General features: G+C 70.3%; 16 protein-coding genes and 2 pseudogenes. 5 read left to right on the top strand and 13 right to left on the bottom strand.

Going from position 1 to position 23,680, the window contains the following annotated elements; translation table 11 throughout:
• Positions 1 to 17 precede the first annotated feature (17 nt).
• A complete protein-coding gene (locus tag ABZS71_RS04815) occupies positions 18 to 2,234 on the bottom strand; it encodes a family 16 glycoside hydrolase (protein WP_356207620.1) in 2,217 nt (738 codons plus the stop codon).
• Complete coding sequence (locus ABZS71_RS04810; protein WP_356207867.1) at positions 2,234 to 4,618, bottom strand: ThuA domain-containing protein; 2,385 nt, start codon at positions 4,616 to 4,618, stop codon at positions 2,234 to 2,236. The genes ABZS71_RS04815 and ABZS71_RS04810 overlap by 1 nt, the downstream gene beginning before the upstream one ends.
• A 340-nt stretch (positions 4,619 to 4,958) precedes the next feature.
• Between ABZS71_RS04810 and ABZS71_RS04805 the strand changes: the two genes are divergently transcribed.
• Positions 4,959 to 5,933, top strand: coding sequence for a multicopper oxidase domain-containing protein (locus tag ABZS71_RS04805; protein WP_356207866.1), 975 nt, complete (start codon positions 4,959 to 4,961; stop codon positions 5,931 to 5,933).
• A 65-nt stretch (positions 5,934 to 5,998) separates the two neighbouring features.
• Here the strand turns inward: ABZS71_RS04805 and ABZS71_RS04800 are convergent, their stop codons facing one another.
• The 3 genes from ABZS71_RS04800 to ABZS71_RS04790 all read right to left on the bottom strand — a co-directional run bounded on the left by ABZS71_RS04800 (position 5,999) and on the right by ABZS71_RS04790 (position 8,165).
• Complete coding sequence (locus tag ABZS71_RS04800; protein WP_356207619.1) at positions 5,999 to 7,216, bottom strand: S1 family peptidase; 1,218 nt, start codon at positions 7,214 to 7,216, stop codon at positions 5,999 to 6,001.
• A gap of 306 nt (positions 7,217 to 7,522) precedes the next feature.
• A complete protein-coding gene (locus ABZS71_RS04795; protein ID WP_356207617.1) occupies positions 7,523 to 7,648 on the bottom strand; it encodes a hypothetical protein in 126 nt (41 codons plus the stop codon).
• A 61-nt stretch (positions 7,649 to 7,709) separates the two neighbouring features.
• Positions 7,710 to 8,165 (bottom strand): lamin tail domain-containing protein, encoded by a 456-nt coding sequence (locus tag ABZS71_RS04790; protein ID WP_356207615.1) that lies wholly within the window; start codon positions 8,163 to 8,165, stop codon positions 7,710 to 7,712.
• A gap of 497 nt (positions 8,166 to 8,662) precedes the next feature.
• On the opposite strand from ABZS71_RS04790, the gene ABZS71_RS04785 reads away from it, so the two are divergent.
• Both ABZS71_RS04785 and ABZS71_RS04780 read left to right on the top strand, forming a co-directional pair.
• Positions 8,663 to 11,239 (top strand): PA14 domain-containing protein, encoded by a 2,577-nt coding sequence (locus ABZS71_RS04785; RefSeq protein WP_356207613.1) that lies wholly within the window; start codon positions 8,663 to 8,665, stop codon positions 11,237 to 11,239.
• A gap of 559 nt (positions 11,240 to 11,798) precedes the next feature.
• Positions 11,799 to 13,400: a fatty acyl-CoA synthetase gene (locus ABZS71_RS04780; protein ID WP_356207612.1), complete on the top strand. Its 1,602-nt coding sequence runs from the start codon at positions 11,799 to 11,801 to the stop codon at positions 13,398 to 13,400.
• Here the strand turns inward: ABZS71_RS04780 and ABZS71_RS04775 are convergent.
• From ABZS71_RS04775 to ABZS71_RS04760, 4 genes and pseudogenes are all read right to left on the bottom strand, one after another.
• Entirely contained in the window at positions 13,361 to 13,687 is a 327-nt protein-coding gene (locus ABZS71_RS04775) for a DUF5937 family protein (RefSeq protein ID WP_356207610.1), read from the bottom strand. The genes ABZS71_RS04780 and ABZS71_RS04775 overlap by 40 nt on opposite strands.
• A gap of 36 nt (positions 13,688 to 13,723) precedes the next feature.
• Positions 13,724 to 14,755 carry an SRPBCC family protein gene (locus ABZS71_RS04770; RefSeq protein WP_356207608.1) on the bottom strand — a complete coding sequence of 344 codons (1,032 nt, stop codon included), beginning with the start codon at positions 14,753 to 14,755 and terminating at the stop codon, positions 13,724 to 13,726.
• Positions 14,755 to 15,309: a hypothetical protein gene (locus ABZS71_RS04765; protein ID WP_356207606.1), complete on the bottom strand. Its 555-nt coding sequence runs from the start codon at positions 15,307 to 15,309 to the stop codon at positions 14,755 to 14,757. The genes ABZS71_RS04770 and ABZS71_RS04765 overlap by 1 nt, the downstream gene beginning before the upstream one ends.
• A 254-nt stretch (positions 15,310 to 15,563) precedes the next feature.
• A pseudogene (locus ABZS71_RS04760) lies at positions 15,564 to 16,114 on the bottom strand (helix-turn-helix transcriptional regulator); the annotation flags it as partial.
• Here ABZS71_RS04760 and ABZS71_RS04755 point away from each other — a divergent pair.
• Positions 16,115 to 16,341: pseudogene (locus ABZS71_RS04755) on the top strand (alcohol dehydrogenase catalytic domain-containing protein); the annotation flags it as partial. It lies immediately after the preceding pseudogene.
• A 129-nt stretch (positions 16,342 to 16,470) separates the two neighbouring features.
• Here ABZS71_RS04755 and glpK read toward each other — a convergent pair.
• Entirely contained in the window at positions 16,471 to 17,988 is a 1,518-nt protein-coding gene (gene glpK, locus ABZS71_RS04750) for a glycerol kinase GlpK (protein ID WP_356207605.1), read from the bottom strand.
• A gap of 33 nt (positions 17,989 to 18,021) precedes the next feature.
• The gene (locus tag ABZS71_RS04745; RefSeq protein ID WP_356207603.1) at positions 18,022 to 18,870 is read right to left on the bottom strand and encodes an MIP/aquaporin family protein; all 849 of its coding nucleotides are present in this window, start codon (positions 18,868 to 18,870) and stop codon (positions 18,022 to 18,024) included.
• Between the two features lie 176 nt (positions 18,871 to 19,046).
• Between ABZS71_RS04745 and ABZS71_RS04740 the strand changes: the two genes are divergently transcribed.
• Positions 19,047 to 20,318 carry an FAD-binding protein gene (locus ABZS71_RS04740; RefSeq protein ID WP_356207602.1) on the top strand — a complete coding sequence of 424 codons (1,272 nt, stop codon included), beginning with the start codon at positions 19,047 to 19,049 and terminating at the stop codon, positions 20,316 to 20,318.
• Positions 20,319 to 20,333: 15 nt separating this feature from the next.
• Here ABZS71_RS04740 and ABZS71_RS04735 read toward each other — a convergent pair whose 3' ends face one another.
• Together ABZS71_RS04735 and ABZS71_RS04730 are read right to left on the bottom strand one after the other, a co-directional pair.
• Positions 20,334 to 22,718: a phosphoketolase family protein gene (locus ABZS71_RS04735; protein WP_355842588.1), complete on the bottom strand. Its 2,385-nt coding sequence runs from the start codon at positions 22,716 to 22,718 to the stop codon at positions 20,334 to 20,336.
• 61 nt (positions 22,719 to 22,779) lie between these two features.
• Positions 22,780 to 23,658, bottom strand: a complete 879-nt coding sequence (locus ABZS71_RS04730; protein ID WP_356207600.1) for a universal stress protein — start codon at positions 23,656 to 23,658, stop codon at positions 22,780 to 22,782.
• Positions 23,659 to 23,680 lie beyond the last annotated feature (22 nt).

Below are 23,680 nucleotides of genomic sequence, written 5' to 3'. Positions count from 1 at the left end.
GTCCGTCCGGCACCGCCTCACAGCTCCTTGACGCGGATATCGCGGAACGAGATCACATCGCTGGTGCTGTGGTTCTGCAGGCCGATGTATCCGGAGGCGTAGCGGCGGCCGTCCGTGCCCGGGTCGTCGGCGCGCGGCGGGGTGAACTCCTGACCGCCGGTGTTCTCGAACTCATTGATCAGCACACCGTTGCGGTAGACCGAGTAGTGCTGGCCGACCACCCGGATCTCGTAGTCGTTCCAGCTCCCCTTGGGGGTGACCCCCGCACCGCCGAGCCCGACGCGGTCGAAGCCGTAGATCGACCCCGTCTTGTACATATCGCCGTCGGGACGGTCGAGAATCTGCACCTCGTGTCCGTACTTGATCGCGACCCATTCGGGGCGGGACTCCTCGGAGTGGTCGTGCACATTCGGGAAGCGGACGAAGACACCACTGTTGGCGTTGCCGGTCCCCGGTGCGTCATCGCGGAACTGCAACTTCAGGGAGAAGTCGTCGTACGTCCGCTGCGGGAACCACAGCATGCCCATGCCGTCGACCGTGGAGCTGCTGGTGATGGTCCCGTCGTCGTTGAGACCGAAGGCCCCGCCGCCCACATGCTGCCACGTGTCGAAGGACTTCTTCGTCCCGTCGAAGAGGGGGCGGTAGCCCTCGCTCTGCCCGGGTCTGCCGATCCCGGACTGCTCGGCCGCCTCATTGATCAGGCCGTATTCACGCTGGTCGATGACGCCGTCGGCGAGCAGCTTGTCCGTGACCGCGGTGACATGCTTGAGGAAGAGGGCGTGGGAGGACCAGTCCTTCTCGTCCTCGATCAGCTCATTGATGGTGCAGCGGCTGCGGGTGATGCGGTTGGGAACGCCGGTGTCGACCGTACCGACGATCACGGTGAGCCGCTCGTCCCACTCCGGGCACGCGGGCGCGGGCACGCCGCCGCCCTCGGCCACGGTGAACGAGACCTGCCCCGCCTGTGAGGTGTTGCCCGCCTTGTCGGTGGCGCGGTGGGCGAGGGTGTGCCGGCCCACGCGGTCGACCACGACGGGGGTGGTGTAGGCGAGATAGGGGCCGCCATCGAGGGAGTACTCGGTCTTCTCCACACCGGATTCGGCGTCGGTGGCGGTGACGGTCACCTTGGCGGTGCCGATGTAGTTGCCGTCGGAGTTCTTCGTCCCGTCCACCTTGGCCGACGTCACCGGGGGCGTCTTGTCCTGGGTGGGCGGGGCGACCACCGTGAAGTCCACCGACTCCACCGCCGACACATTGCCCGCCTTGTCCGATGCCCGGTACCGCACCGTGTGCGCCCCCGTGTCATGGACCATCACCGGGGCGGTGTACGGCTGGAACTCCCCCTGGCCGAGGGCGTATTCGATCCGGTTGACACCGGATCCGGTGTCGGAGGCGGTGACGGTGACGGTGGCCATGCCGAGGTACGCACCGGACGGGTCCTTCTCTCCGGACACGGTCGCCGACGTGTCGGGCGGAGTCGTGTCGTCCGTGGGCGGCGCCACCACCGTGAAGTCGACCGACTTCACCTCCGACGCGTTCCCGGCCTTGTCGGTGGCCCGGTAGCGGACCGTATGCGCGCCGACCTCGTGCACCATCACCGGCGCGGTGTACGGCTGGAAAGCCCCGTCCCCCAGCGCGTACTCGACGGTGCCCACGCCCGAGCCCGCGTCGGTGGCGGACACCGTGACCGTGGCCATGCCGATGTACGCGCCGTCCGCGTTCTTCTCGCCCTCGACCTTCGCGGAGGTCTCGGGCGCCGTGGTGTCCTCGCCCCCGCCGCCGTCGGTGACGACGAGAATGCCCTGCATCTGGCCGTGGCCCGGGATGGAGCAGTGGTAGCGGTAGCGGCCCGGGGTGAGGGTGACCTCGGCGGTGTGCTTGCCGCCGCTGTCGTCCGAGGGGTTGGCGAGGATGTTCAGCGGGACGTCGTTGTTGTACTCGGGGTCGGAGACGTCGAAGGTCAGGGTGTGCGGCATCCCCATGGTGTTACCGGTGGCGGCGCTGTTCTCGAAGACAATGGTGGTCTTCCCGGCGACCGCGGTGGTGGGCGCCGAGGCGTATGTGGTGATGTCGTCGCCGGCGGTCCAGGTGAGGGTCTGCTGTGCGGCCTGCCGGGTGTCGTTCTGTCCATAGGCCGCGGTCGCCGTCGCCGAGCTCAGTCCGAGGATCATGAGCAGCGCGGCGAGCAGTGCCGTCCATGGTCTGTACGGTTTCTGGCGCCTTCGTTTCACCATTACTCCGCCTTCCTGGCCAGGTCCTTGGCGAGCGGAGTGGGCTCGCCGCCCTGGTAGGTGATGTGCCACAGCGCCGACTTGGCGTCGGAGGTGAAGAAGCCACGCCCGTAGTCGAGGACATAGAGGGAGCCGTCCGGGGCGAACTTCCAGTCCATGAGGTTGCGGATGCCGTCGGCGCCCACGGGGATGATCTTCTTGAGGGATTCGGCGTGCACTGGCAGCCCGCCCTTGCCGACGGTCCTGGGGTCGGTCAGCACCGCGTGGCGCGGCTGGTCGCCGTCGTAGAAGTCGCCGACGAACCACTTGCCGTCCCAGTACGCGGGCCATTTGGTGGTGCTGTCGCTCGTGGCGTCGTACCGGTAGACCGGGCCGTTCATGGTGGCCTGGCCGCCGCCCTTGAGCCACGGCAGCAGGAACTTCTGCTCGGTCACCTTGTAGCTGGGGATGCCATTGGCGTCGCGCGGATAGTCGGGTCCGCCGCCCTGGGGCGAGTACCAGATGGTGTTCGCGGTGATCGGCGGCAGGTTCACCAGTCCGTCGTTGTTGGGCGACTCGTTCTTGGGGTGGTCGCAGTCGTACCAGCCCAGCGGCTTGCTGGGGTCGGGCAGATTGCGGTCCCGGTAGGGCTGCTTGTTGCCCATGCAGTACGGCCAGCCGTGGTTGCCCGCCTTGGTGATGGCGGCGAACGTGTCGTACTTGGCCGGGCCCCAGGTGGTGCTGGGGTCGCTCGCGTCGGGGCCGACCCAGCCGGCGTAGAGGATGTCGGTCTTCTGGTCGACGAAGATCCGGGCCGGGTTGCGCACACCCATCACATAGATCTCGCCACGGGTCTTGCCACCGCCCTCGTCGGGCTCCTTGCCGGTGAAGAGATTGCCCTCGGGGAGGGTGTAGGTGCCGTCGTCCTCGGGGTGGATGCGCAGGATCTTGCCGTTGAGGTTGTGGGTGTTTCCGGCGGTGCGGCGGGCGTCGGCGAAGGACACGCCCTTGTGGTTCGGCTGCGGGTTGTTGCCGGAGTAACCGCCGCTGAACTGCGAGGAGTTGTTGTCGCCGGTGGCGATGTAGAGATTGCCCTTGGAGTCCCAGGCCATCCCCCCGCCCGCGTGGCAGCAGCTGTGGATCTGCACCGGCCAGGAGAGCAGGACCTTCTCCGAGGAGAGGTCGAGCTTGTTGGTCCTCAGGTTCAGGGTGAAGCGGGAGACGCGGCGCTCGGCCATCTGGGTGTCCCGGTTGATCCGGGAGTGCGGGGTGTAGTGGAGATAGACCCAGCCGTTGCTGAGGAAGTTCGGATCGAGCTCGATGCCGAGCAGTCCCTCCTCGTTCTTGATGAGCTCGTCGCCACCGCCCTTGTTGCCGAAGACGGTGAGGGCGCCCGCGAGGGTCACCTTGCCGGTGGCGGGGTCGTAGACGTGGATCTGGCCCTGGCCCTTGCCGATGTCGGGGTCGTTCCAGTCGGTGACCACGGGCGCGCTGTTGTCGCCGCCGCCGCGCCCGATGTACAGCACCCGGCCGTCCTTGGCGGTGACCAGGCCGTGCGGCTCGCCGATCTGGTCGGACTGGCCGGGCTGGTTGGGCTTGGTAACGCGCTCGGCCTTGTAGTTGGCGGTGATGGTGGCCTGGCAGTCGGCGGGGGCGAGCCGGGTGGTCCACAGCAGCGCGCCGCGCAGATGGGCGCGGAAGTCGGCCTCCTGGAAGCTTGCCGCGGTCCCGCCCATGCCGGTGTAGAAGGACCGGCCGCCGTCGTAGTCACGGCACCAGGAGATGGGGTGGTCCCAGCCGTTCGCGCCCGCGCCCGGCTGATAGCTCCTCTCCCGGACCCGTGCGACGGTGTGGACCTGGCCGGACGGGTTGGCCGACCAGTTGAGCCACTTGTCCGGGCGCTTCCACTCCAGCGGCAGGTCCTTGGTGGCCGGGTGGACGCGGTCGCCCACCTCCACCACGGCCCGCTGGGCGGTGGCGGGGCTGGTGGCGGCGGGGCGGGCGCCGACGAGCCCGGTGTACCAGTCCGAGTACGGCTCGTTGCGGGCCGCGTCATGGATGCCGAGGAAGCCGCCGCCCGCCTCCATGTACGTTTCGAGACCCGCTTCCTGCTCCGGGTCGAGCACATCGCCGGCGCCCGTCAGAAAGACGACCGCGTTGTAGGTGCCGAGCTTCGGCGCGGTGAAGACGGAGGCGTCGGCGGTGGCGTCGACCGTGAACCGCTCGGCCGCCGGGCCCTGACCGCCGATCTTCTCGATGGCCTCGATGCCCGCGTCCACGGTCGGCGGCTCGTCCCCGGCCGAGGCGTGGAAGACCAGCACCCGTACGTTGTCACCGCCCGGCGGGGACGGCAGTGCGAGCGGCGCACGATCCTCGGGCCGGGCGGCGGCCGGGGTGCCGCCCAGCATGGTCGCGGTCAGGGCGCCGAAGAGCAGCGCCGCCACCCCCGCGCGTCTTCCGCGCAGCCGACGCGCCGTCAGCCCTCGCCTTTCCGAGGGCATTTGGTACGGTATGTCCCGCATTGGTCACCCATCCCTCTCACGTACCGGAAACACCGTTGAAGGAAGCTAGACCCCTTTTCGCAACCCGCCAATAGCTATGACCGCGATTCAACGAACTTTGTCCTGAGTGTGGATGAACGAAGATCCTCCGGATACCGTAAGGCGCATCCCCCCGGGCATGTACGCAGCATCAATGACAGTGGAACCACAGCGAGTTGGGAGATCAATGAGCGACGCACCCGGCACCATGCCCAGACGCGGATTCAGCCGACGGCTGCTCGCCGGCGGTGCGGCGGCGGCCATCGGCTCCTCGGCCCTCGCCTCCCCCGCCGCCGCGAAGGCGCCGTCCGCCAAGGTCCGTACGGCAGCGGCGGGCGGCGCGGTCCGCCATCTGAAGCTCTACGCCGAGAAGCTTCCGGACGGCCAGATGGGCTACGGCCTCGAGAAGGGCAAGGCGTCCGTCCCCGGCCCCCTGATCGAGCTGACCGAGGGCGACACCCTCCACATCGAGTTCGAGAACACCATGGATGTCACGGCCGGCCTCCATGTGCACGGACTCGACTACGACACCGCCAGCGACGGCACCCAGCTCAACCACAGCGCCGTGGAGCCGGGCGGCACCCGCACCTACACCTGGCGCACCCACACCCCGGGGACACGCGCGGACGGCACCTGGCGGCCCGGCAGCGCGGGCTACTGGCACTACCACGACCACGCGGTCGGCACGCCGCACGGCACCGGCGGCATCCGCAAGGGGCTGTACGGTCCTGTGGTGGTGCGACGGGCGGGCGACATCCTGCCGCAGAAGCAGTTCACCATCGTCTTCAACGACATGACGATCAACAACACGTCCGGGCACGAGGCGCCCGAGTTCCGGGCCACGGTGGGCGACCGGGTCGAGATCATCATGATCACGCACGGTGAGTACTACCACACCTTCCATATGCACGGACATCGCTGGGCGGACAACCGCACGGGGCTCCTCGAAGGGCCGGACGATCCGAGCCGGGTCATCGACAACAAGATCACCGGCCCGGCCGACTCCTTCGGCTTCCAGGTGATCGCCGGGGAGAACGTCGGCGCGGGCGCCTGGATGTACCACTGCCATGTCCAGAGCCACTCCGACATGGGCATGGCCGGACTCTTCCTGGTCGCCAAGGCAGACGGCACCATCCCGGGCTACGACCCGCACCATCTGAAGGCGAGCCGAACTCACGGCTGAGGGGGCGGGACATCGGCCCCGCCCCCTCTGTCGCGCCGGCGTTGCCCCAGGCGGGTGTCGCGGTGTTACGCGGTGTGCAGCCGCAGGCCGTACACGGACAGAATCTCGTTGACCGGCTGGTACCAGGTCTCGCCACCGCTCGAGCAGTTGCCCCAACCGCCCGAGGTCACGCCCTGGGCCTGGTCACCGCTGATGAACGAACCGCCGGAGTCCCCGGGCTCGGCGCACACATTGGTCTTGGTCATCTGGTACACCGCGCCCTGGCTGTAGTTCACCGTCTCGTTCTTGGCCAGGACCGTGCCGCAGTGCCAGTGCGAGGTGGAGCCGGAGCGGCAGATCGAGGCGCCGATCGGCGCCTCGACGGAGCCGCGGACCAGCGCGTCCGGGACGGTGCCCCAGCCGAGTACCACCGGGACGGTCCACCAGCCGCTGCCGACGCTGACGTACGCGTAGTCGTTGCCGGGGAAGGAGGAGCCCTGGAAGGCGCCGATATACGAACCGTCCCAGCCGCTGACCGAGGCGCCGGCCTGACCGCAGTGCCCGGCGGTGACAAAGCCGCCCTGCACCGAGAAGCCTATGGAACAGCGGACATTGCCGGTGTAGTACGGATCGCCGCCGACCGTGCCCGCCGCGAAGGTGGTCGGCACCTGGGCGGTGGCCTGCTCGACGATGACCGGGACCGGGGTCGGGCCCGAGCGCTTCACGTCGTCGATGAACGCACGTACGGCAGCGTCGTGTTCCGTCCCCCGGCGGACGTGGATCACGACGCTGCCCGCTCTGGGATCGACGCTCCAACTGCTCACCCCGGCCGGGGCCGCCTTCTTCGCGGCCTTCTTGTCGAGGCGCGCCTTCGCCGCGTCGAGCTCGGCGGCGCTGTGGGCGACCATGCGGGTCGAGGCGCCGGCGGCCCGTACGGCCGTGGCCTTCTTCGCGCTGGTGACCCCGACGACCAGCCGCCCGCTGTCCGCGTCGAACCAGGAGCCGCCGAAGGACGTCCCCGCGGCGCGCGTCGCCCTCGGCTCCAGCTTCATGGCCGCGGACTCCTGGCTCAGCCGCTGCCGCGTCTGGTCCGTGGTGAGACCGAGCTCCTCGCCAAGGGCGCGGACGAGCCCCGCGGACGGCGCGGACGCGGAGGCGGAGGCGGGCTCGGCAGCGGCCTTCGATGCGGGCGCGGCGGAGCCGGGAGCCGCCGCGGCGGACGAGAGCGCGCCGCCGGCGCCCGACAGGGCGCCCAGAACGAGAAGTGCGGACAGACCGGCACGGACAACGGGCTTACGTCTCATGGCAGTTCCCCTTCGGTCGCAGTCTGAGAGCGCTCTCAGGTTCTGATCGCGGAGGAGCCTAGCGACCCACGGGGAAAAGTCCATACCAGCGGCGCCAGTTCAGCAGGCGGACCTGGGCGACGGTACGGACATGGCGGCGCATGGCCGCGGCGCGTGCCGGCCACCGCGCCGGACGTCGACCGGGACCGGTTCTTCCGTCAGCTGATGGTCTACGGCGGCATCATGGTGGTCGCGGTCCCCGCCCTCGTCCGCTGACGGTGGCGGTCCCCGGTCTCGGCTGACCGGGGCGCACGGCGCGTCGGCGCGTCAGCCGGGCGGCAGCGGAAGCCAGAGGGACTCGCCGGGGGCGACGGTCAGGGCGCGGTCGGCGAGCCGTACCTCGATCGGCGACACTCCGAGTCCGGCACGCTGATGCGCCCCGGGGGGCGACATAGCCGTTGCCCAGGGCGCACGGCGACTCGCGCAGCGCGCCGCGCCTCCGCGCGGCGTGCGCTCAGCAGATCTTGTAGTCGACGCGGCTGCTGTTGTACGAGCAGGTGTCGACCGTGGATCCACTGCTCTTCCGCAGGGTGGCCTTGTCGCTGGTGTTGTTCCAGACGTACGCCCGGCGGTCCTGGTACTTGGTGGCGGAGGTGTCCGAGCCGGGCCCGGTCCGTACGGTCACGGTCTTGCCCGCGCCGAGGGTGTAGCCGGGAAAGGTGTACGCGTGGCGACTGGCGTCGACGAGCACCCAGCCCTTGAGGCTCACCCCGCGTGAGGTGGAGTTCTTGATCTGTACGTACTCGGCGTTGAGGCTGGCGTCGCTGCGGTTGTCCGTGCCGGGAGAGTCGTAATAGATCTTCGACAGATGGACGGAGCCCGAGGCCCCGGCGGGCCCCGCAGGGTACAGCAGCGCGGCGGCACAGCCCGCGGCGATGACCACGCCGGACAGTGCGGTCGGTCGGAACATGACGTCTCCCCTTGCATCGTGAACCGGTGGGGAGCCGATGGCACACACAGACGGACGGGCGGCCGCGCACGAAGATGGTTGGGAGTCAGCGAGCTGACTCCTTCGGTGCGGCCGTCCGTCCTTCTCCCCCCCCACCTGTGTGGGGAACCAGAGTGGACGACACTCCGCCGTGGCGGCAGGGCTGCGCGGCCCTTGGTCCAGGGCCGTACGGCCCTTGTGCGGCGGAGTGAGGCGCGATCAGCGGCCGAACACGATCCGACCGCCGGGCCGGTGCAGACGCGGCAGCAGGGCCTCGGTCAGGAGGACGGCGGTCAGCACATTGGCCGCGAAGCAGTCACATTCATGAACCGACGCCAGGAAGAAAGCGCATTCGCGTCAATGGCCGGATTCACCCGACGGGCACTGTTGCCTTGCGTTCACTATTGACAGGTTCTGTTGGAGATGGCGCAATGGCGGCGCCCCACTTGTCCCAACAGCTGTTCCAGCAAGGAGGACATGTGCGATTCCGTTCAGCTCTCACCAGATCCGTCATCGCAGCCCTGGCCCTGGCACTCGGCGCCCTCGGGTTACTTCCCGCCGCGGCCGACACCCCCTCCGACGATCCGGTCATCCACGGCCTCCGTGGCGACTACTACCTCCAATCCGCCCCGGGGGCCTTCGACTTCCACGAACTCACGGCGACCAGCCTCGATACCTCCCTCGACATCGACAACCTTGAGCCGAGGCTGCAGAGCGCCACCGGCCGGTCCGACGACGTCAGCGTCCGGTGGACCGGTCAGATCACCCCCGAGCGCACCGGTGCGCACACCTTCTCGATCATCGGCGACAACGGCTTCCGGCTGTGGATCGACGGCCGTCCCGTCATCGACCACTGGGTCGACGACTGGGACAAGGAGCAGACCTCCGCACCGGTCGAGCTCACCGCGGGCCGCGCCTACGACATCAAGGTCGAGTACTTCGAGCACTACGGCGGCTCCAACCTCCATCTGTCCTGGACCCCGCCGGGCGCGGCGAAGGCGCCGGTGCCCGCCTCGGCGTTCCGGCTGCCCGCGGACTTCGACTACGACGGCCCCCTCAGCAGCGCCGTCCAGCCCGACGGACGTACGCTCCTGATGGACTTCGCCCGGCCCCTCACCGCTCCCCCGGCCGATCTGCCCACCCATCTCACCGCCGTCATCGGTGGCGCCGCCTGGCCGCTGGGCCCCGCCCGGCTGGACCCCGGCGACCCGTCCCGGCTGCTGCTCGCGCTCAAGGAGCCGGTGGTCGGCCGGGGCGGCGAGGCGGTCGTGCGCTACGACGGCAAGGGCGGACTCGAGAACGACCACGGCGCCATCAGCCCGTACCTGGCCATCGGCGCCAACCACTCGACCTACCAACTGACCACCCCGTGGGCCGATGACGTCAGCGCGGACAACGCCCACCCCGAATATCCACGCCCGCAGCTGACCCGCGATCAGTGGCGCAACCTCAACGGAACCTGGCAGTTCGCCGCCGCCGAGGACGGTCAGTCGCCCCCGTTCGGACAGCGGCTGGCGGAACGGATCCTGGTGCCGTACCCGGTGGAGTCCAAGCTGTCCGGGCTGGAGCGCCATGAGGACCGCATGTGGTACCGGCGGACCTTCACCGTCCCCGCCGATTGGAAGGTCGGCGAGGGAAAGCGGTTGCGGCTGAACTTCGACGCCGTGGACTGGCAGGCCCAGGTGTACGTCAACGGCAAGCGCGTCGCCGACCACCGGGGCGGCTACGACCGGTTCAGCGCGGATGTCACCGACGCCCTGCGGCCCGGCCGCACCCAGGAGTTGATCGTCGGCGTCTACGACCCGACCGACGCCCCGAGCGGTGAGAACCCGCCCATGGGCAAGCAGCGCCTCGACCCCAGCGGCATCTTCTATACCGCCTCCTCCGGAATCTGGCAGACCGTCTGGATGGAGCCGGTCGCCACCGACCACGTCGACACCCTCAAGCTGACGCCCGACGTCCCCGGACAGACCCTCTCCGCCGAAGTCCGCGGCGTCCGGGACGGCGTACCGGTCACGGCGACCGCGTACGACGGAAAGCGCGCGGTCGGCACGGCGAGCGGGCGCACCGGCGCGCCGCTGTCCGTCCCCGTGCCCTCCCCGCATCTGTGGTCCCCCGACGACCCCCATCTGTACCGGCTGAAGGTCACGGTCGGGCGGGACCGCGTGGAGAGCTACTTCGGGATGCGCAGCGTCGCGGTCAAGGAGGTCGCCGGAAAGCGGCGCACGGTCCTCAACGGCAAGCCCGTCTTCTCCATGGCCACCCTCGACCAGGGCTTCTGGCCCGACGGGCTGCACACCGCCCCGACGGACGAGGCGCTCGCGTACGACCTGAAGATGCACAAGCGGATGGGTTTCAACGCCGTCCGCAAGCATATAAAGGTCGAACCCGACCGCTGGTACTACTGGGCCGACCGGCTCGGTCTGATGGTGTGGCAGGACATGCCCGCCATGAACACCGTCACGCCCTCCGAGCAGGCGCGGCGGGAGTACGAGCACGAGATGAAACGCATGATCGACCAGCACGTCAGCAGCCCGTCGGTCGTCATGTGGGTCACCTTCAACGAGGGCTGGGGCCAGTACGGCGGCCCCAAGGTCCCCGCCCTCGCCAAGGGCTGGGACCCGACCCGGCTCATCAACGGCGCCAGCGGATGGAACGACACCGGCAACGGCGACATCGCCGACATCCACGCCTACCCGGGCCCGGGCGACCCCCGCCCCGACGCGGGCCGGGCCGGTGTCACCGGCGAGTACGGCGGCCTTGGCCTTGCCATGCCGGGGCATGCGTGGCCTGTCCAGCACACCTATGTCGGCGTCGACAAGAAGGACTACACGGATGAGTATCTGAAGCTGCTGGACAAGGTGCGGCAGCAGGTCGCGTGCCATGGCAGCAGTGGGGCGGTCTACACCCAGATCACGGATGTGGAGGGCGAGCTGAACGGGCTCCTCACGTATGACCGTAAGGGGACCAAACCCGATGTCGACCGCCTGCGGCGGGCGCATCAGTCGCTGATCCGGGCGGCGGAGGATCCGGCGACGCTGGACTGTGCCGGCTAGGTGTTGCCGCGGGGGGCTTCCCGTCCTGGCTGGGCCCGGCTGCCGGGTGCGGGCCGTGGGCGCTACGGCGGGAATGTCCCCCCTTCCCGAAACCACGGGGCTCCGCCCCGGACCCCGTTCGGTGCGCCCCCGCACCCCGCTCCTCAAACGCCGGAGGGGCTGGGTATGGGGCCCACCGGAGGGGCCGGGTGCCCGGAGGGGGCTGAGTGCCGGGCTCGGCCCGGCCCCCGGAACGCCCTTCGGGCGTGTCCTCAAGCGCCGGACGGGCTGGTTTTTCGGGCGAACCCGCGGCCGAACAGGCGCCTGGGGACGCTCGGGAGGGGGCGGGGGTGATCCCACCCCCGCCATCACCCACGGGCCGAACCCGGACCGGGCGGGGACCGGGCCACCGGCGGGGAGTCGCGACTCGGCGCCCCCGGAGGCCCCGCGCCCGGCACCCACCACCGGCACCCGCACCCCAGTGCCACCTCACACTCGTGCCGTCGGTCTTGAAGGCCGGCGCCCGCCATGCCAGCGTGGCGGTCCGCCCCACCCGCCCCGCCTCCTCGGGAGACCTCCGGTGACCGCATCCTCCCTGCCCGCCGTGGACATCGTGCGCGCCCGCCGCCACGGCATCGCCGATCTGCTGTCGCGCACCGCGGCTCGGCTGCCCGACAGGACGGCGGTCGTCCACGGCGGTCTGCGCCAGACGTACGCCGAGCTCGACGCGGTGGTGAGCCGTACCGCGGGGGCGCTGGCGGCGCGAGGTGTCGCGAAGGGCGATCGTGTGGTGCTGTTCGCCCGCAACTCGCACGGTTATGTGGTCGCGTACTTCGCCCTCGCCCGGCTGGGCGCGGTATCGGTGCCGGTCAACTTCATGCTGACACCACCGGAAGTGGCCTACGTCCTGGACCACTCGGGCGCCGTCGGCGTCATCGCGGGCGCCGACCTCCTCGACACCACCGAGGCCGCGCTGACGCAGGCCGCACCCCCGCGCCTTGTGCTCCGCGCGGCGATCGGCGGCGCGCAGAAGACAGGGTGGGAGGAGTTGGCCGCGCTGGGCGAGGAGCGCGGCCACCCTGTCCCCGAGCCCGCCCTCCACGACGACGACCCGGTCCAGCTGTTGTACACGTCGGGGACCGAGTCGCGGCCCAAGGGGGCCGTCATGACGAGCCGCAATCTCGTCGCGCAGTATCTGACGGCGATCGTGGACGGCGGGATGTCGGCGGACGACGTCGAGATTCACGCGCTGCCGCTGTACCACTGCGCCCAGTTGCACGCCTTCCTCACGCCGGACATCTATCTGGGCGCGACCTCCGTCATTCTGCCGGCCCCGGACCCGGCGGCGCTGCTGGCGACGATCGAGGCGGAGCGGGTGACCAAGCTGTTCGCGCCGCCGACCGTATGGATCTCGCTGCTCCACCATCCGGAATTCACCGAGCGGGATCTGTCATCGCTGCGGAAGGGGTATTACGGGGCGGCCGCCATGCCGGTCCCGGTACTGGCCGAGTTGCGCCGGCGGCTGCAGGGGCTCGCGTTGTACAACTTCTACGGGCAGACCGAGATGTCGCCGATCGCGACGGTGCTGGGCCCGGCCGATCAGGAGCGGAAGGCGGGGTCGGCGGGGCGGGCGGCGCTCAATGTGGAGACCCGGGTGGTGGACGAGGACGACCGCCCCGTCCCGCCGGGCACGGTCGGTGAGATCACGCACCGGGGTCCGCACACCCTGTTCGGCTACTGGCGGGATCCCGAGCGCACCGCGGAGGCGTTCCGGGGCGGCTGGTTCCACAGCGGCGATCTGGGGGTCATGGACGAGGAGGGGTATCTGACGGTCGTCGACCGCAAGAAGGACATGGTCAACAGCGGTGGGGAGAACGTGTCGGGGCGCGAGGTGGAGGAGGTCATCCACGCCCATCCGGCGGTCACAGAGGCGGCCGTGTTCGGTGTGCCGCACCCGTACTGGATCGAGGCGGTGACGGCGGTGGTCGTGGTCGAGCCGGGGCGGCGGGTGGGCGCCGAGGACATCGTCGCGCACTGCCGTGAGCGGCTGGCGGGGTTCAAGGTGCCCAAGTACGTGGCGCTTGCCGAGTCCCTGCCGAAGAACCCCAGCGGCAAGATCCTCAAGCGCCAACTCCGCGATGATTACGCACACTTGGGCGAGGACTCCGAGCGCGGGATGTGACGTACGCGGGCACACGCGGGCGGCCGACGGTGTCCGCGATCCGCACCATGTTTAGGATGCGACATTCCCTGCCGCGACCACGACCGCACGAGGGCCGCAATGACCAATGTCTCGTCCGCGAGCGAGGGGGCGATGGTGACCCCGAGCTGTCGCGTCCAGCACTGGGCCTCGGGGTGGTGGTCCGGCTCGGCCAGGATGTGCGGCACCGACATGAGTTCAGCCAGTGGTGAGCGGCCGACATGCACGTCGGCGGCCCGTGCGCACCGGAGACCGAGCGTGATCCCCACGGACGCAGCCTACGCGGCAGGCTCCCGTTCGGTCTCTCAACGGCGGGAGCGCCGCCGACTCGGCTCCTCGTCCTCCTCGTATTCCTCGGGCTCCTCGGGCTCCTCGGGCTCCTCGGGCTCCTCCTCGTCGTACTCGTCCTCGGGCTCCTCGTCCCCTTCGTACTCTTCGGGCTCCTCGGGCTCTTCTTCCTCACCCTCGGGCTCTTCCTCCTCGCCCTCCTCGGGCTCACCCCCCTCTCGCTCGTCCTCCTCCACGACTTCGCCGTCGTGCACCACACCGCGCCAGCCCATGACCTCGTCGGGGTTCAGCAGCACCTCGCGCATGAGGTGACGGCGGAAGTGCTTGATCTCCAGCCGCACCCGGCGGCCCTGGGCGCGCCAGAGGTTGCCGGTCTGCTCGAAGAAGCCTTGGGGCCAGTACTCCAGGACGAACAGGATCCTGGTGAGCTCGGGACCCAGCTCATGGAAGGTGACCGTGCCGTCCACATGGCCTTTGTCGGCCCGTGACTTCCAGATGATCCGCTTATCCGGCACCTGCTCGATGACCTCGGCCCGCCACTTGCGGTGCGACCACCAGATCTGGGCCTTCCACTCCGACTCCGTCTCTTCCTCGTTCCGGACGTCCTCGACCTTCTTCATGTACGAGGGGAAGTTCTCCCACTCGGTCCAGAGGTTGTAGGTGAGGGAGAGGGGCGCACCCACATCGATCTGTTCGACGATGTTGGTGACCTTGAGCCTCTTGCCGCCCTTGTCGCCGCCGCCGAGGCCCGGGATGAGCTCCTTGGCCTTGTCGACGGTCTTCTCCTTGACCTTGTCGACGGCCTTCTCCTTGACCTTGTCGACGGCCTTCTCCTTGACCTCTTCCAACCCGGCCTTCACCATCGGCTTCGCCGGTATGTCGAGCCCGCCTCCGTCCCCGCCCTTGCCCAGATTGGTCACCGAGGACAGGGCCTTCTCGCCCAGGGCGGTCAGCAGGCCTCGTGCTTCCTTCTTCAGACGTCCGGTCGGCAGCTGCTTGGCGACAGCGCCAAGCCCGCCCGAACGCCGGTCGCCGGTTTCCTCAGCCATCACTCGTCACCCTTGGCTCGTCGCTCGGACCCACCGGCGGTGGTCTTCTTCTGACCCTTCGCCGGACGGTCGGCTGGCTTCTGCGGCGGCTTGCTGCCGCGCCGTTCACCACCGCGGCGTTCGCCGCCGCGCCGCTCGCCGCCGCGCCGCTCGTCGCCGCCGGACCGCCGCGAGGCGGCCTCCTCCTCGCGCTCTTCGTCCTCTTCGCTCTCCTCGCGCTCTTCGTCCTCTGCCGCCGGCTCCTCGCGCTCCCGCCCCTCCGAACCGGAGCGCAGCATCGAGGCACGGCGCTCCATCCGGTCGCTGAGAGCGTCGATGCGGTGACTGGCCGCCGACATGGCCGCCGACCGTCCCGCGGACACCAGCTGACGTCCGACCTTGTTGCCCAGCTTGCCGAGTTCGGAGGACTTCAGCCGGCCCACGCCCCCTGGGGCGCGGCAGGATCCGAGCTGCTTGCCCGCTGCCAGACCGGCGAGCATGAGGGCCGTCCTCTTGTGGCCACGCCCGAAGAGGTAACCGCTGGTGAAGACCAGCGCCACCCGGCCGTTCTTCATGATCGCTCCTCCTCCCGCCGTCGAAGCGAGGTAGCCGTACAGGGCATATCACCAATTATGGTGCACTTCACCCGATCCAGTGACCTTTTACGGCGCGGTGGACGCCGACTCGACTACGGAGGATGTTCGAGGGTGAGCCCTGTGTGAGGGCCGAGGGCCCATTCGCGCGTGCGAGCTTCAAAAACTCCTGGTGTACCGGGAGTTCGCCGATCCTTCCAGCTCCCGGGCTTGCCGGTCGGATGGTCTCACGTAAGTCAGGGACGGCGGTTGTGGGTTCCGGGGGTGTAGCCGAAAGGAGCGGCGGATGACGTCGATGAAGGCGCTGGTGGAGGACCATCCGCAGCGGTGGGCGACAGTGGTGACGGAGGTGTTGTCGGCCGGCATGCGCAGGGCGCGGTAGAGGCGCGACTGGGTGCGCCATTGGGGGAAGGTCATGCCGAGTTCGGAGCGGAAGAGGCGGCTGAGGGTGCGTTCGCCGGCTCCGGTCGCGGCGCCGAGGGCGGCGAGGGTGCGGGGGGTCCGCCGGGTTGTCGTGGAGGATGGCGCAAACGGCCGCCAGCCGGGAGTCGGTGCGGGTGGGCAGCTGGATGGGCTGCTGGGGCGAGGCGCGCGACTGGTCACGCAGGACGGCGAGCAGCCGTCGGCGTTCGGCAGCGGTGTCGTCGGGGGCGCGGGTGTAGGCGAGGATCAGCTCGCGCAGCAGCGGGCTGACGGCGAGGACGGTGGGGGCGTCCAGGCCGAGCGGGTTGTCGCCGGCGGGCAGGCCGACCAGGTGCAGATCGAGGTGGCCGTGGGCGCGATGGGCACGGCAGCCGAGCCGGGCATCGTCTCGGGCACGAGAACCTGGGCATCATCGAGGAGACCGGCTCCGGCGTCACCTCGCTGTCCAAGGGCTACCGCGTCGTCATGGCGTTCAACGTGGCGTGCGGCTTCTGCAAGAACTGCATCGAGGGCCATACCGGGTTCTGTCTCACCGTCAACCCCGGCTTCGCCGGGGGCGCCTACGGCTATGTGTCCATGGGCCCGTATCGTCGACGTTCTTCACGGCTACCGAATAGGGCTTCTCGTAGACGACGGCTTTCACCTCGATCACCTCCACGGGTACGTTCTCAGGTAACGGCCGTCCGGCTGCCGCCGCAACCGCGACCCGCACGACACCCGCTAGCGGACCTCCACCCAGTCCAGGGTGCGCTGGACGGCCTTCTTCCAGCCCGCGTAGCCCTCCTCCCGCGCCTCCTCGCTCCACTGGGGCTCCCAGCGCTTGGACTCGCTCCAGTGGGTGCGCAGCTCATCGGTGTCGCGCCAGAAGCCGGTGGCCAGCCCCGCGGCGTAGGCGGCGCCCAGGGCCGTGGTCTCGGCGATGGCGGGGCGGCTGACCGGCACGCCCAGCACATCCGCCTGGATCTGCATGCACAGCTCGTTGTCGGTGACGCCGCCGTCGGCCTTGAGCACATCGAGGTGGATGCCGGAGTCCTTCTCCATGGCCTCCACGACGTCCCGGCTCTGGTAGCAGATGGCCTCCAGGGTGGCCCGCGCCAGATGACCGTTGTTGTTGTAGCGGGTGAGGCCCACGATCGCGCCGCGGGCGTCGGAGCGCCAGTACGGGGCGAACAGCCCGGAGAAGGCGGGGACGAAGTAGACCCCGCCGTTGTCCTCGACGGTGCGGGCGAGCCGCTCGCTCTCGGAGGCGTCGTTGATGATTTTCAACTGGTCCCGCAGCCACTGGACGGCCGCGCCGGTCACGGCGATGGAGCCCTCCAGGGCGTAGACGACGGGGCTGTCGCCGAACTGGTACGCCACGGTGGAGAGCAGCCCGCTGCGCGAGCGGACCAGCTCAGCGCCGGTGTTGAGCACCAGGAAGTTGCCGGTGCCGTAGGTGTTCTTGGCCTCGCCGGGCGCGAAGCACACCTGACCCACGGTGGCCGCCTGCTGGTCGCCGAGGACTCCGGTGATGGGGGTCGCGGTGCGCAGCGGGCGGGAGGTGCGGGCCGTGCCGTAGGCCTCCGGGTGGGAGGAGGGGTTGATCGTCGGCAGCATCGCGCGCGGGATGCCGAAGATCTCCAGCAGCTCGTCGTCCCAGTCCAGGGTCTCCAGGTTCATCAGCATGGTGCGGCTGGCGTTGGTGACGTCGGTGGCGTGGATGCCACCGTTGGGGCCGCCGGTGAGGTTCCACAGCACCCAGGCGTCGGTGTTGCCGAAGAGGGCGTGACCGCGCTCGGCGGCCTCGCGGACGCCGTCGACGTTCTCCAGAATCCACTTGATCTTGCCGCCGGAGAAGTAGGTGGCGGGCGGCAGCCCGGCCTTGCGGCGGATGACCTCCCCATGACCGTCGCGTTCGAGAGCGGCGGCGATGGTGTCGGTGCGGGTGTCCTGCCAGACGATGGCGTTGTAGTACGGCTGCCCATTGCGGGGATCCCAGATGACGGTGGTCTCGCGCTGGTTGGTGATGCCGATCGTGGTCAGGTCGTCGGGTGAGAGCCCGCCGCTGCGGAGGGCGTTTTGCATCACGGAGTTGGTGCGCTCCCAGATCTCCACCGGATCGTGCTCGACCCACCCCGCGCGCGGCAGGATCTGGTGGTGTTCGAGCTGGTACTTCGCCACCTCGTTGCCGTCGTGATCGAAGATCATGAAGCGGGAGCTGGTGGTTCCCTGATCCACCGCACCGACGAATTCCGGCATGCTGCCTCCTTTCGTGGCGGGTTCTCGGCCGGCTCAGGTCTCGGGGACGGGGGTGCGGCCCGGCTCCGGCGGTGCGGGCATCGGGAGGTAGCGACTGATCAGGACCTTGTAGAGGGCGGCGCCGGCCAGCCCGCCGACGAGCGGGCCGACGATGGGCACCCAGAAGTAGAGATTCCCGTACTGGTCGCGCCAGGCGCTGTGGTAGCCGGTGATGAAGCTCGCGAGCCGGGGGCCGAAGTCACGGGCCGGGTTGATGGCGTATCCGGCGTCGGCGCCCCACGCCATGCCGATCGCGACCACGATGAGGCCGGTGATGAACGGCCCCAGATTGGCCTTCGGAGCCGAGTTCAGCACATCGGTGACGGCGAAGATGAGCAGCACGAGGATCGCGGTGCCGATGATCTGGTCGCGCAGCGCGCCCCATTCGCTGACCGGGAGCGCGCCGTTGCCGGGCAGGGTCGAGAAGACGAACTGGGTCTTGAAGGTGTGCCCGGGGTCGGCGCCCGCCAGGACTTCGGTGTAGTTCCAGCGCACCAGCAGGGCGGCGACGAACGCGCCGAACGTCTGGGCCAGCGTGTACGGCAGGACCTTGCTCCAGGGGAAGCCCTTGAAGGCCGCCAGGGAGAGGGTGACCGCGGGGTTGATGTGCGCGCCGCTGAGCCGCGCCGCGACATAGACGCCGAGCGTGACGCCGAGCCCCCAGCCCCAGGCGATGGAGTCGTGGTCGCCGAGCCCGCCCGGGGGCTTGGTGAGGGCGCCGCCGGCCACGACCTGAGCGACGACACCGCAGCCGAAGAGAATGAGGATCATGGTTCCGGCGAACTCCGCGCAGAGTTCGCCGACCAGGCCCGACCTCGGGCGGATCCGCTTTGGCTCAGTCATGGGCCCATGGTGGGCGGGCGGCGGCGCGGTGGCCCGTTCTGCTGGACCGTCCGGGGCACGGCGGGCGGCACCCGGGTCTGTACGGATCGGGGTGCGGCCCTGTACCAAGGTCATTGCCATGTCGCCCAGGGCCCCGGACAGGGCCGCGACCCTCCAGCAGAATCAGGACCACGCGGATGCCGACCACCGGAGCCCCGACGAACTGGGCAGGGAACATCACCTTCACAGCGGCCCGGCTGCACCGCCCGGAAACGCTCGCCGAGCTGCGGCGGATCGTCGCCTCCGCCGACCGGGTCCGCGCCCTGGGCACCGGGCACTCCTTCAACCGCATAGCCGACACCGACGGCGATCTGGTGAGCCTGGACCGGCTGCCGCACCGGATCGAGATCGCCCCCGACGGCTCGACGGTGACCATCGCCGCGGGCATGCGCTACGCCCATGTCGCCGCGCCCCTGCACGCGAAGGGCTACGCGCTGGCGAACCTCGCCTCGCTGCCGCACATCACGGTCGCCGGGGCCTGCGCCACCGCCACCCATGGCTCCGGGAACACCCAGCGCTGTCTGGCGGCGGCGGTGGCGGGGCTGGAGATCGTCGGCCCGGGGGGCGAGATCACCGAGCTGCGCCGGGACACCGCGGCGGACCGCCTGAACGGGGCGGTGGTGGGGCTCGGCGGGCTCGGCGTCGTCACCGGGATGACGCTGGACATCGAGCCGGCGTACGAGGTGGCCCAGTGGGTGTGGACCGGGCTCCCGCTGGACCGGCTGGACGACAGCTTCGAGGAGATCTTCGGCGCCGCGTACAGCGTCAGCGTCTTCACCGACTGGCAGGCGGGCGACGGGGTGGTGTGGCTGAAATGCCGTACGGACCGGCCCGGCCCGCCGGAGCCGGGACAGCCGTGGCTGGGCGCCCGCCCGGCCGACCGCCACCACCATCCCGTCCCCGCCATGCCGCCGCTGCACTGCACCGAGCAGCTGGGCGCGCCGGGGCCCTGGCATGAGCGGCTGCCGCACTTCCGGCCGGACTTCACGCCCAGCAACGGCGATGAGCTCCAGTCGGAGCTGCTGCTGCCGCGCGAGGCGGCGCGGGACGCCTTCGCCGCGCTGCGCGGCCTCGGCGACCGGATCGCCCCCGTCGTACAGGTCTCCGAGGTCCGTACGGTCGCGGCGGACGAGCTGTGGCTGAGCCCCGCGTACGGCCGGGACAGCGTCGCCTTCCACTTCACCTGGGTCCCCGACCACGAGGCGGTGATCGGTGTGGTGGCCGCGATGGAGGAACTGCTGCTGCCGCTCGGGGCGCGGCCGCACTGGGGCAAACTGACCGCGGCCGCGCCGGAGCGGATCACCGCCTCGTACGAGCGGGCCGCCGACTTCGGGCGGCTGCTGGCGGAGCACGACCCCAAGGGCACGTTCCGGAACCGGTATCTGGAGCGCCACTTCCCGGCCGGCTGAGCCACACCGGACGGGCTACCCCGTCCAGGACCATTCGGCGACCTCGGGCATATCGGTGCCGTGTTCGCGGATCCACGCGTGGTGGCGGGTGCGGGCGTCCTGCATCCGCTGCCGCACGGCCGCGGCGCGCACCGCGAGCCCCGGGGTCCGGTCGATGACGTCCATGACCAGGCGGTAGCGGTCCAGGTCGTTGCGGACGACCATGTCGAAGGGCGTGGTCGTGGTGCCCGACTCCACATAGCCGCGCACATGCAGGTGCGGGTGGACCGCCCGGCGGTAGGCCAGCCGGTGCACCAGCCAGGGATAGCCGTGGTAAGCGAAGATGACGGGCTTGTCGCGGGTGAACAGGGCGTCGAACTCGGCGTCCGGCATCCCGTGCGGATGCACGCCCTGGGGCAGTAGCCGGGTCATGTCGACGACGTTGACGACGCGTACGGCCACGTCCGGCAGATGGCGGCGGAGGATCCCGGCGGCCGCGAGCACCTCCTGGGTCGGCACATCGCCCGCGGCGGCGAGCACCACATCGGGCTCGCCCGAGCCGCTCTCGGTGCCGGCCCAGTCCCAGCTCCCGGCGCCGCGGGCGCAGTGGGCGCGCGCCTGGTCGAGGTCGAGCCAGTCGAAGCAGGGCTGTTTGCCCGCGACGACGACGTTGACGTAGTCGCGGCTGCGCAGGATGTGGTCGGTGACGGAGAGCAGGGTGTTGGCGTCCGGCGGCAGATAGACCCGTACGACCTGGGGGCTCTTGTTGAGCACATGGTCGACGAAGCCGGGGTCCTGGTGCGAGAAGCCGTTGTGGTCCTGGCGCCACACATGCGAGGTCAGCAGGTAGTTGAGGGAGGCGACGGGGCGCCGCCAGGGCAGTGAGCGGGCGACCTTCAGCCATTTGATGTGCTGGTTGACCATGGAGTCGACGATGTGCACGAACGCCTCGTAGCAGGAGAACAGGCCGTGCCGGCCGGTCAGCAGATAGCCCTCCAGCCACCCCTGGCAGAGATGCTCGGAGAGGATCTCCATGACCCGTCCGTGCCGGCTCAGATGCTCATCGGTGGGGAGCATGCGCTCCTGCCACGCCTTGCCGGTGGCCGCGAAGAGGGCATCGAGCCGGTTGGAGGCGGTCTCGTCGGGGCCGACGACCCGGAAGTCGCGGCGGGCGGCGCTGTCCTCCATGACCTTCTCCAGCAGATCGCCGAGGACGCGGGTCGGCTCGTGGAGGGTCGCGCCGGGCTTGTCGACGGGGACCGCGTACGACTCCAGGGCGGGAAGCGGCAGATCACGCAGCAGCAGCCCGCCGTTGGCGTGCGGATTGGCGCCGAGGCGGCGGTCGCCGTCCGGGACGCAGGCGAGGACCTCCGGCCGGGGCCTGCCGTCGGTGTCGAAGAGCTCCTCGGGCCGGTACGAGCGCAGCCAGCGCTCCAGGAGCCGCAGATGCTCCGGGTTCTCCCGGACGCCCGGCAGCGGCACCTGGTGGGCGCGCCAGGTGCCCTCGACGGGGAGCCCGTCGACCTCCGCCGGGCCGGTCCAGCCCTTGGGCGTACGGAGCACGATCACCGGCCAGCGCGGGCGCTCGGCGACGCCCTCCTCGCGGGCCGTGCCCTGGAGCAGGGCGATCCGGTCCAGGGCCTGGTCCATGGCGCGCGCCAGGGCCCGGTGCACCGCGGTCGGGTCGTCGCCCGCGACATGGATGGGCTCATGGCCGTATCCCCGCAGCAGATCGTCGAGTTCGGGCTCGGGGAGGCGGGCGAGCACCGTCGGATTGGCGATCTTGTAACCGTTGAGATGGAGGATCGGCAGGACGGCGCCGTCGTGGACCGGGTCGAGGAACTTGTTGGCGTGCCAGGAGGTGGCCAGCGGCCCGGTCTCGGCCTCGCCGTCGCCGATGACGCAGGCGACGAGCAGATCGGGATTGTCCAGCGCCGCGCCGTAGGCGTGGGCGAGGGAGTAGCCGAGCTCGCCGCCCTCGTGGATGGAGCCGGGGATCTGGGGGGCGACATGGCTGGGCACGCCGCCGGGGAAGGAGAACTGGCGGAAGAGCCGGGCCATACCGGTCGCGTCCCGGCTGACGTCCGGGTAGATCGCGGAGTAGCTGCCGTCCAGCCAGGAGCCGGCGAGCACGGCGGGGCCGCCGTGGCCGGGGCCCCAGATACAGATCGCGTCCAGGTCACGGGCCTTGATGACGCGGTTCAGATGGGTGTGGACGAGGTTGAGTCCGGGTGAGGTGCCCCAGTGGCCCAGCAGCCGGGGCTTGATGTGGTCGGGGCGCAGCGGCTCGGTCAGGAGCGGGTTCGCCAGCAGATAGATCTGGCCCGCCGCGAGGTAGTTCGCGGCGCGCCAGTGGGCGTCCAGGGCGTGGAGTTCGTCGTCGGCGAGCCCGCTCGTCGCGGTGGTCGGTGCGTCTGGCATGGACCTCTCTCCCTCATTGGGTCTCCGGGATACGTACCCGGTGTGGCGCGCAGCGGTCCCATCAGCCGGGCTCCGGCACGATGGCCACCGGGCAGGGTGCGTGGTGCAGCGCCGTATGGGCGACGCGGCCGAGCTGGAGGCCGACGGCGTGGCCGTGCCGCCGGCGGGCACCGAGGATCAGCAGATCGGCGGTGGCCGCCGCGTGGAGCAGCACCTTGCGGGCCGATCCCTCGACGGTCTCGCGGCGGACGGTGACTTTGGGGTGGTCGCGTTCGGGCCCCCGCAGCGCGTCCTCCAGCATCCGCTCCGCCCGGTCCCAGTGGGCGCGGACGGGGTCCCCGTAGATCATCAGATCGTCCGTCACCTCCCCCGCCGGGCAGCGCCAGGCCCGTACGGCGGTGAGTTCGCAGCCGCGCGCCTCGGCCTCGCGGAAGGCGAACCGCATCGCGGCCGCCGGCCCGGCCCCCTCGCCCACACCGAGCACGATCCGGCCGAAGGCGCCGCGCCGGTTGGGCTCTCCGCCCCGGACGACGGTGACCGGGCAGGGGGCGCGGGCGGCGACCGTGAGGCTCACCGATCCGAGGAGCAGTCCGGCGAGTTCGCCCCGGCCGCGCGAGCCGGTGACGACGCCGGAGGCATCCTGGCCCGCGCTCAGGAGCGCGGAGACGGGGTCCTCGGGCAGGACCTCGGTGGAGATCCTCACATCGGGCCGGCGCCGTGCGGCGCGCTCCGCGGCGGAGGCGGCGATCCGGTCGGCCATGACCTGCTCCCAGGGGCGCTCGGGGTCGGTGGCGGGTCTGATGCCCTCGTACCGCTCCCACAGCGAGGCGTAGACCAGGCGCAGCGGCAACCCGTGCCGGGCCGCCTCGTCCGCCGCCCAGTCCACCGCCTGGAGGCTGGAGTGCGATCCGTCGACGCCCACGACCAGGGGGAGCTCCACCGTTCCCACCGCCTTCCGCGCA

This window comes from Streptomyces sp. NPDC005393 (genome assembly GCF_040606675.1).
GTDB lineage: Bacteria > Actinomycetota > Actinomycetes > Streptomycetales > Streptomycetaceae > Streptomyces.
This window is presented reverse-complemented; position numbering and strand designations above follow the sequence as displayed.

What these genes read in the sequence shown, in the direction of transcription:
- ABZS71_RS04815 (WP_356207620.1), bottom strand. Translation starts at nt 2,234, where the DNA reads ATGGTGAAACGAAGGCGCCAGAAACCGTACAGACCATGGACGGCACTG.
- ABZS71_RS04810 (WP_356207867.1), bottom strand. Translation starts at nt 4,618, where the DNA reads ATGCTGGGCGGCACCCCGGCCGCCGCCCGGCCCGAGGATCGTGCGCCG.
- ABZS71_RS04805 (WP_356207866.1), top strand. Translation starts at nt 4,959, where the DNA reads ATGCCCAGACGCGGATTCAGCCGACGGCTGCTCGCCGGCGGTGCGGCG.
- ABZS71_RS04800 (WP_356207619.1), bottom strand. Translation starts at nt 7,216, where the DNA reads ATGAGACGTAAGCCCGTTGTCCGTGCCGGTCTGTCCGCACTTCTCGTT.
- ABZS71_RS04795 (WP_356207617.1), bottom strand. Translation starts at nt 7,648, where the DNA reads ATGTCGCCCCCCGGGGCGCATCAGCGTGCCGGACTCGGAGTGTCGCCG.
- ABZS71_RS04790 (WP_356207615.1), bottom strand. Translation starts at nt 8,165, where the DNA reads ATGTTCCGACCGACCGCACTGTCCGGCGTGGTCATCGCCGCGGGCTGT.
- ABZS71_RS04770 (WP_356207608.1), bottom strand. Translation starts at nt 14,755, where the DNA reads ATGGCTGAGGAAACCGGCGACCGGCGTTCGGGCGGGCTTGGCGCTGTC.
- ABZS71_RS04765 (WP_356207606.1), bottom strand. Translation starts at nt 15,309, where the DNA reads ATGAAGAACGGCCGGGTGGCGCTGGTCTTCACCAGCGGTTACCTCTTC.
- glpK (WP_356207605.1), bottom strand. Translation starts at nt 17,988, where the DNA reads ATGCCGGAATTCGTCGGTGCGGTGGATCAGGGAACCACCAGCTCCCGC.
- ABZS71_RS04745 (WP_356207603.1), bottom strand. Translation starts at nt 18,870, where the DNA reads ATGACTGAGCCAAAGCGGATCCGCCCGAGGTCGGGCCTGGTCGGCGAA.
- ABZS71_RS04740 (WP_356207602.1), top strand. Translation starts at nt 19,047, where the DNA reads ATGCCGACCACCGGAGCCCCGACGAACTGGGCAGGGAACATCACCTTC.
- ABZS71_RS04735 (WP_355842588.1), bottom strand. Translation starts at nt 22,718, where the DNA reads ATGCCAGACGCACCGACCACCGCGACGAGCGGGCTCGCCGACGACGAA.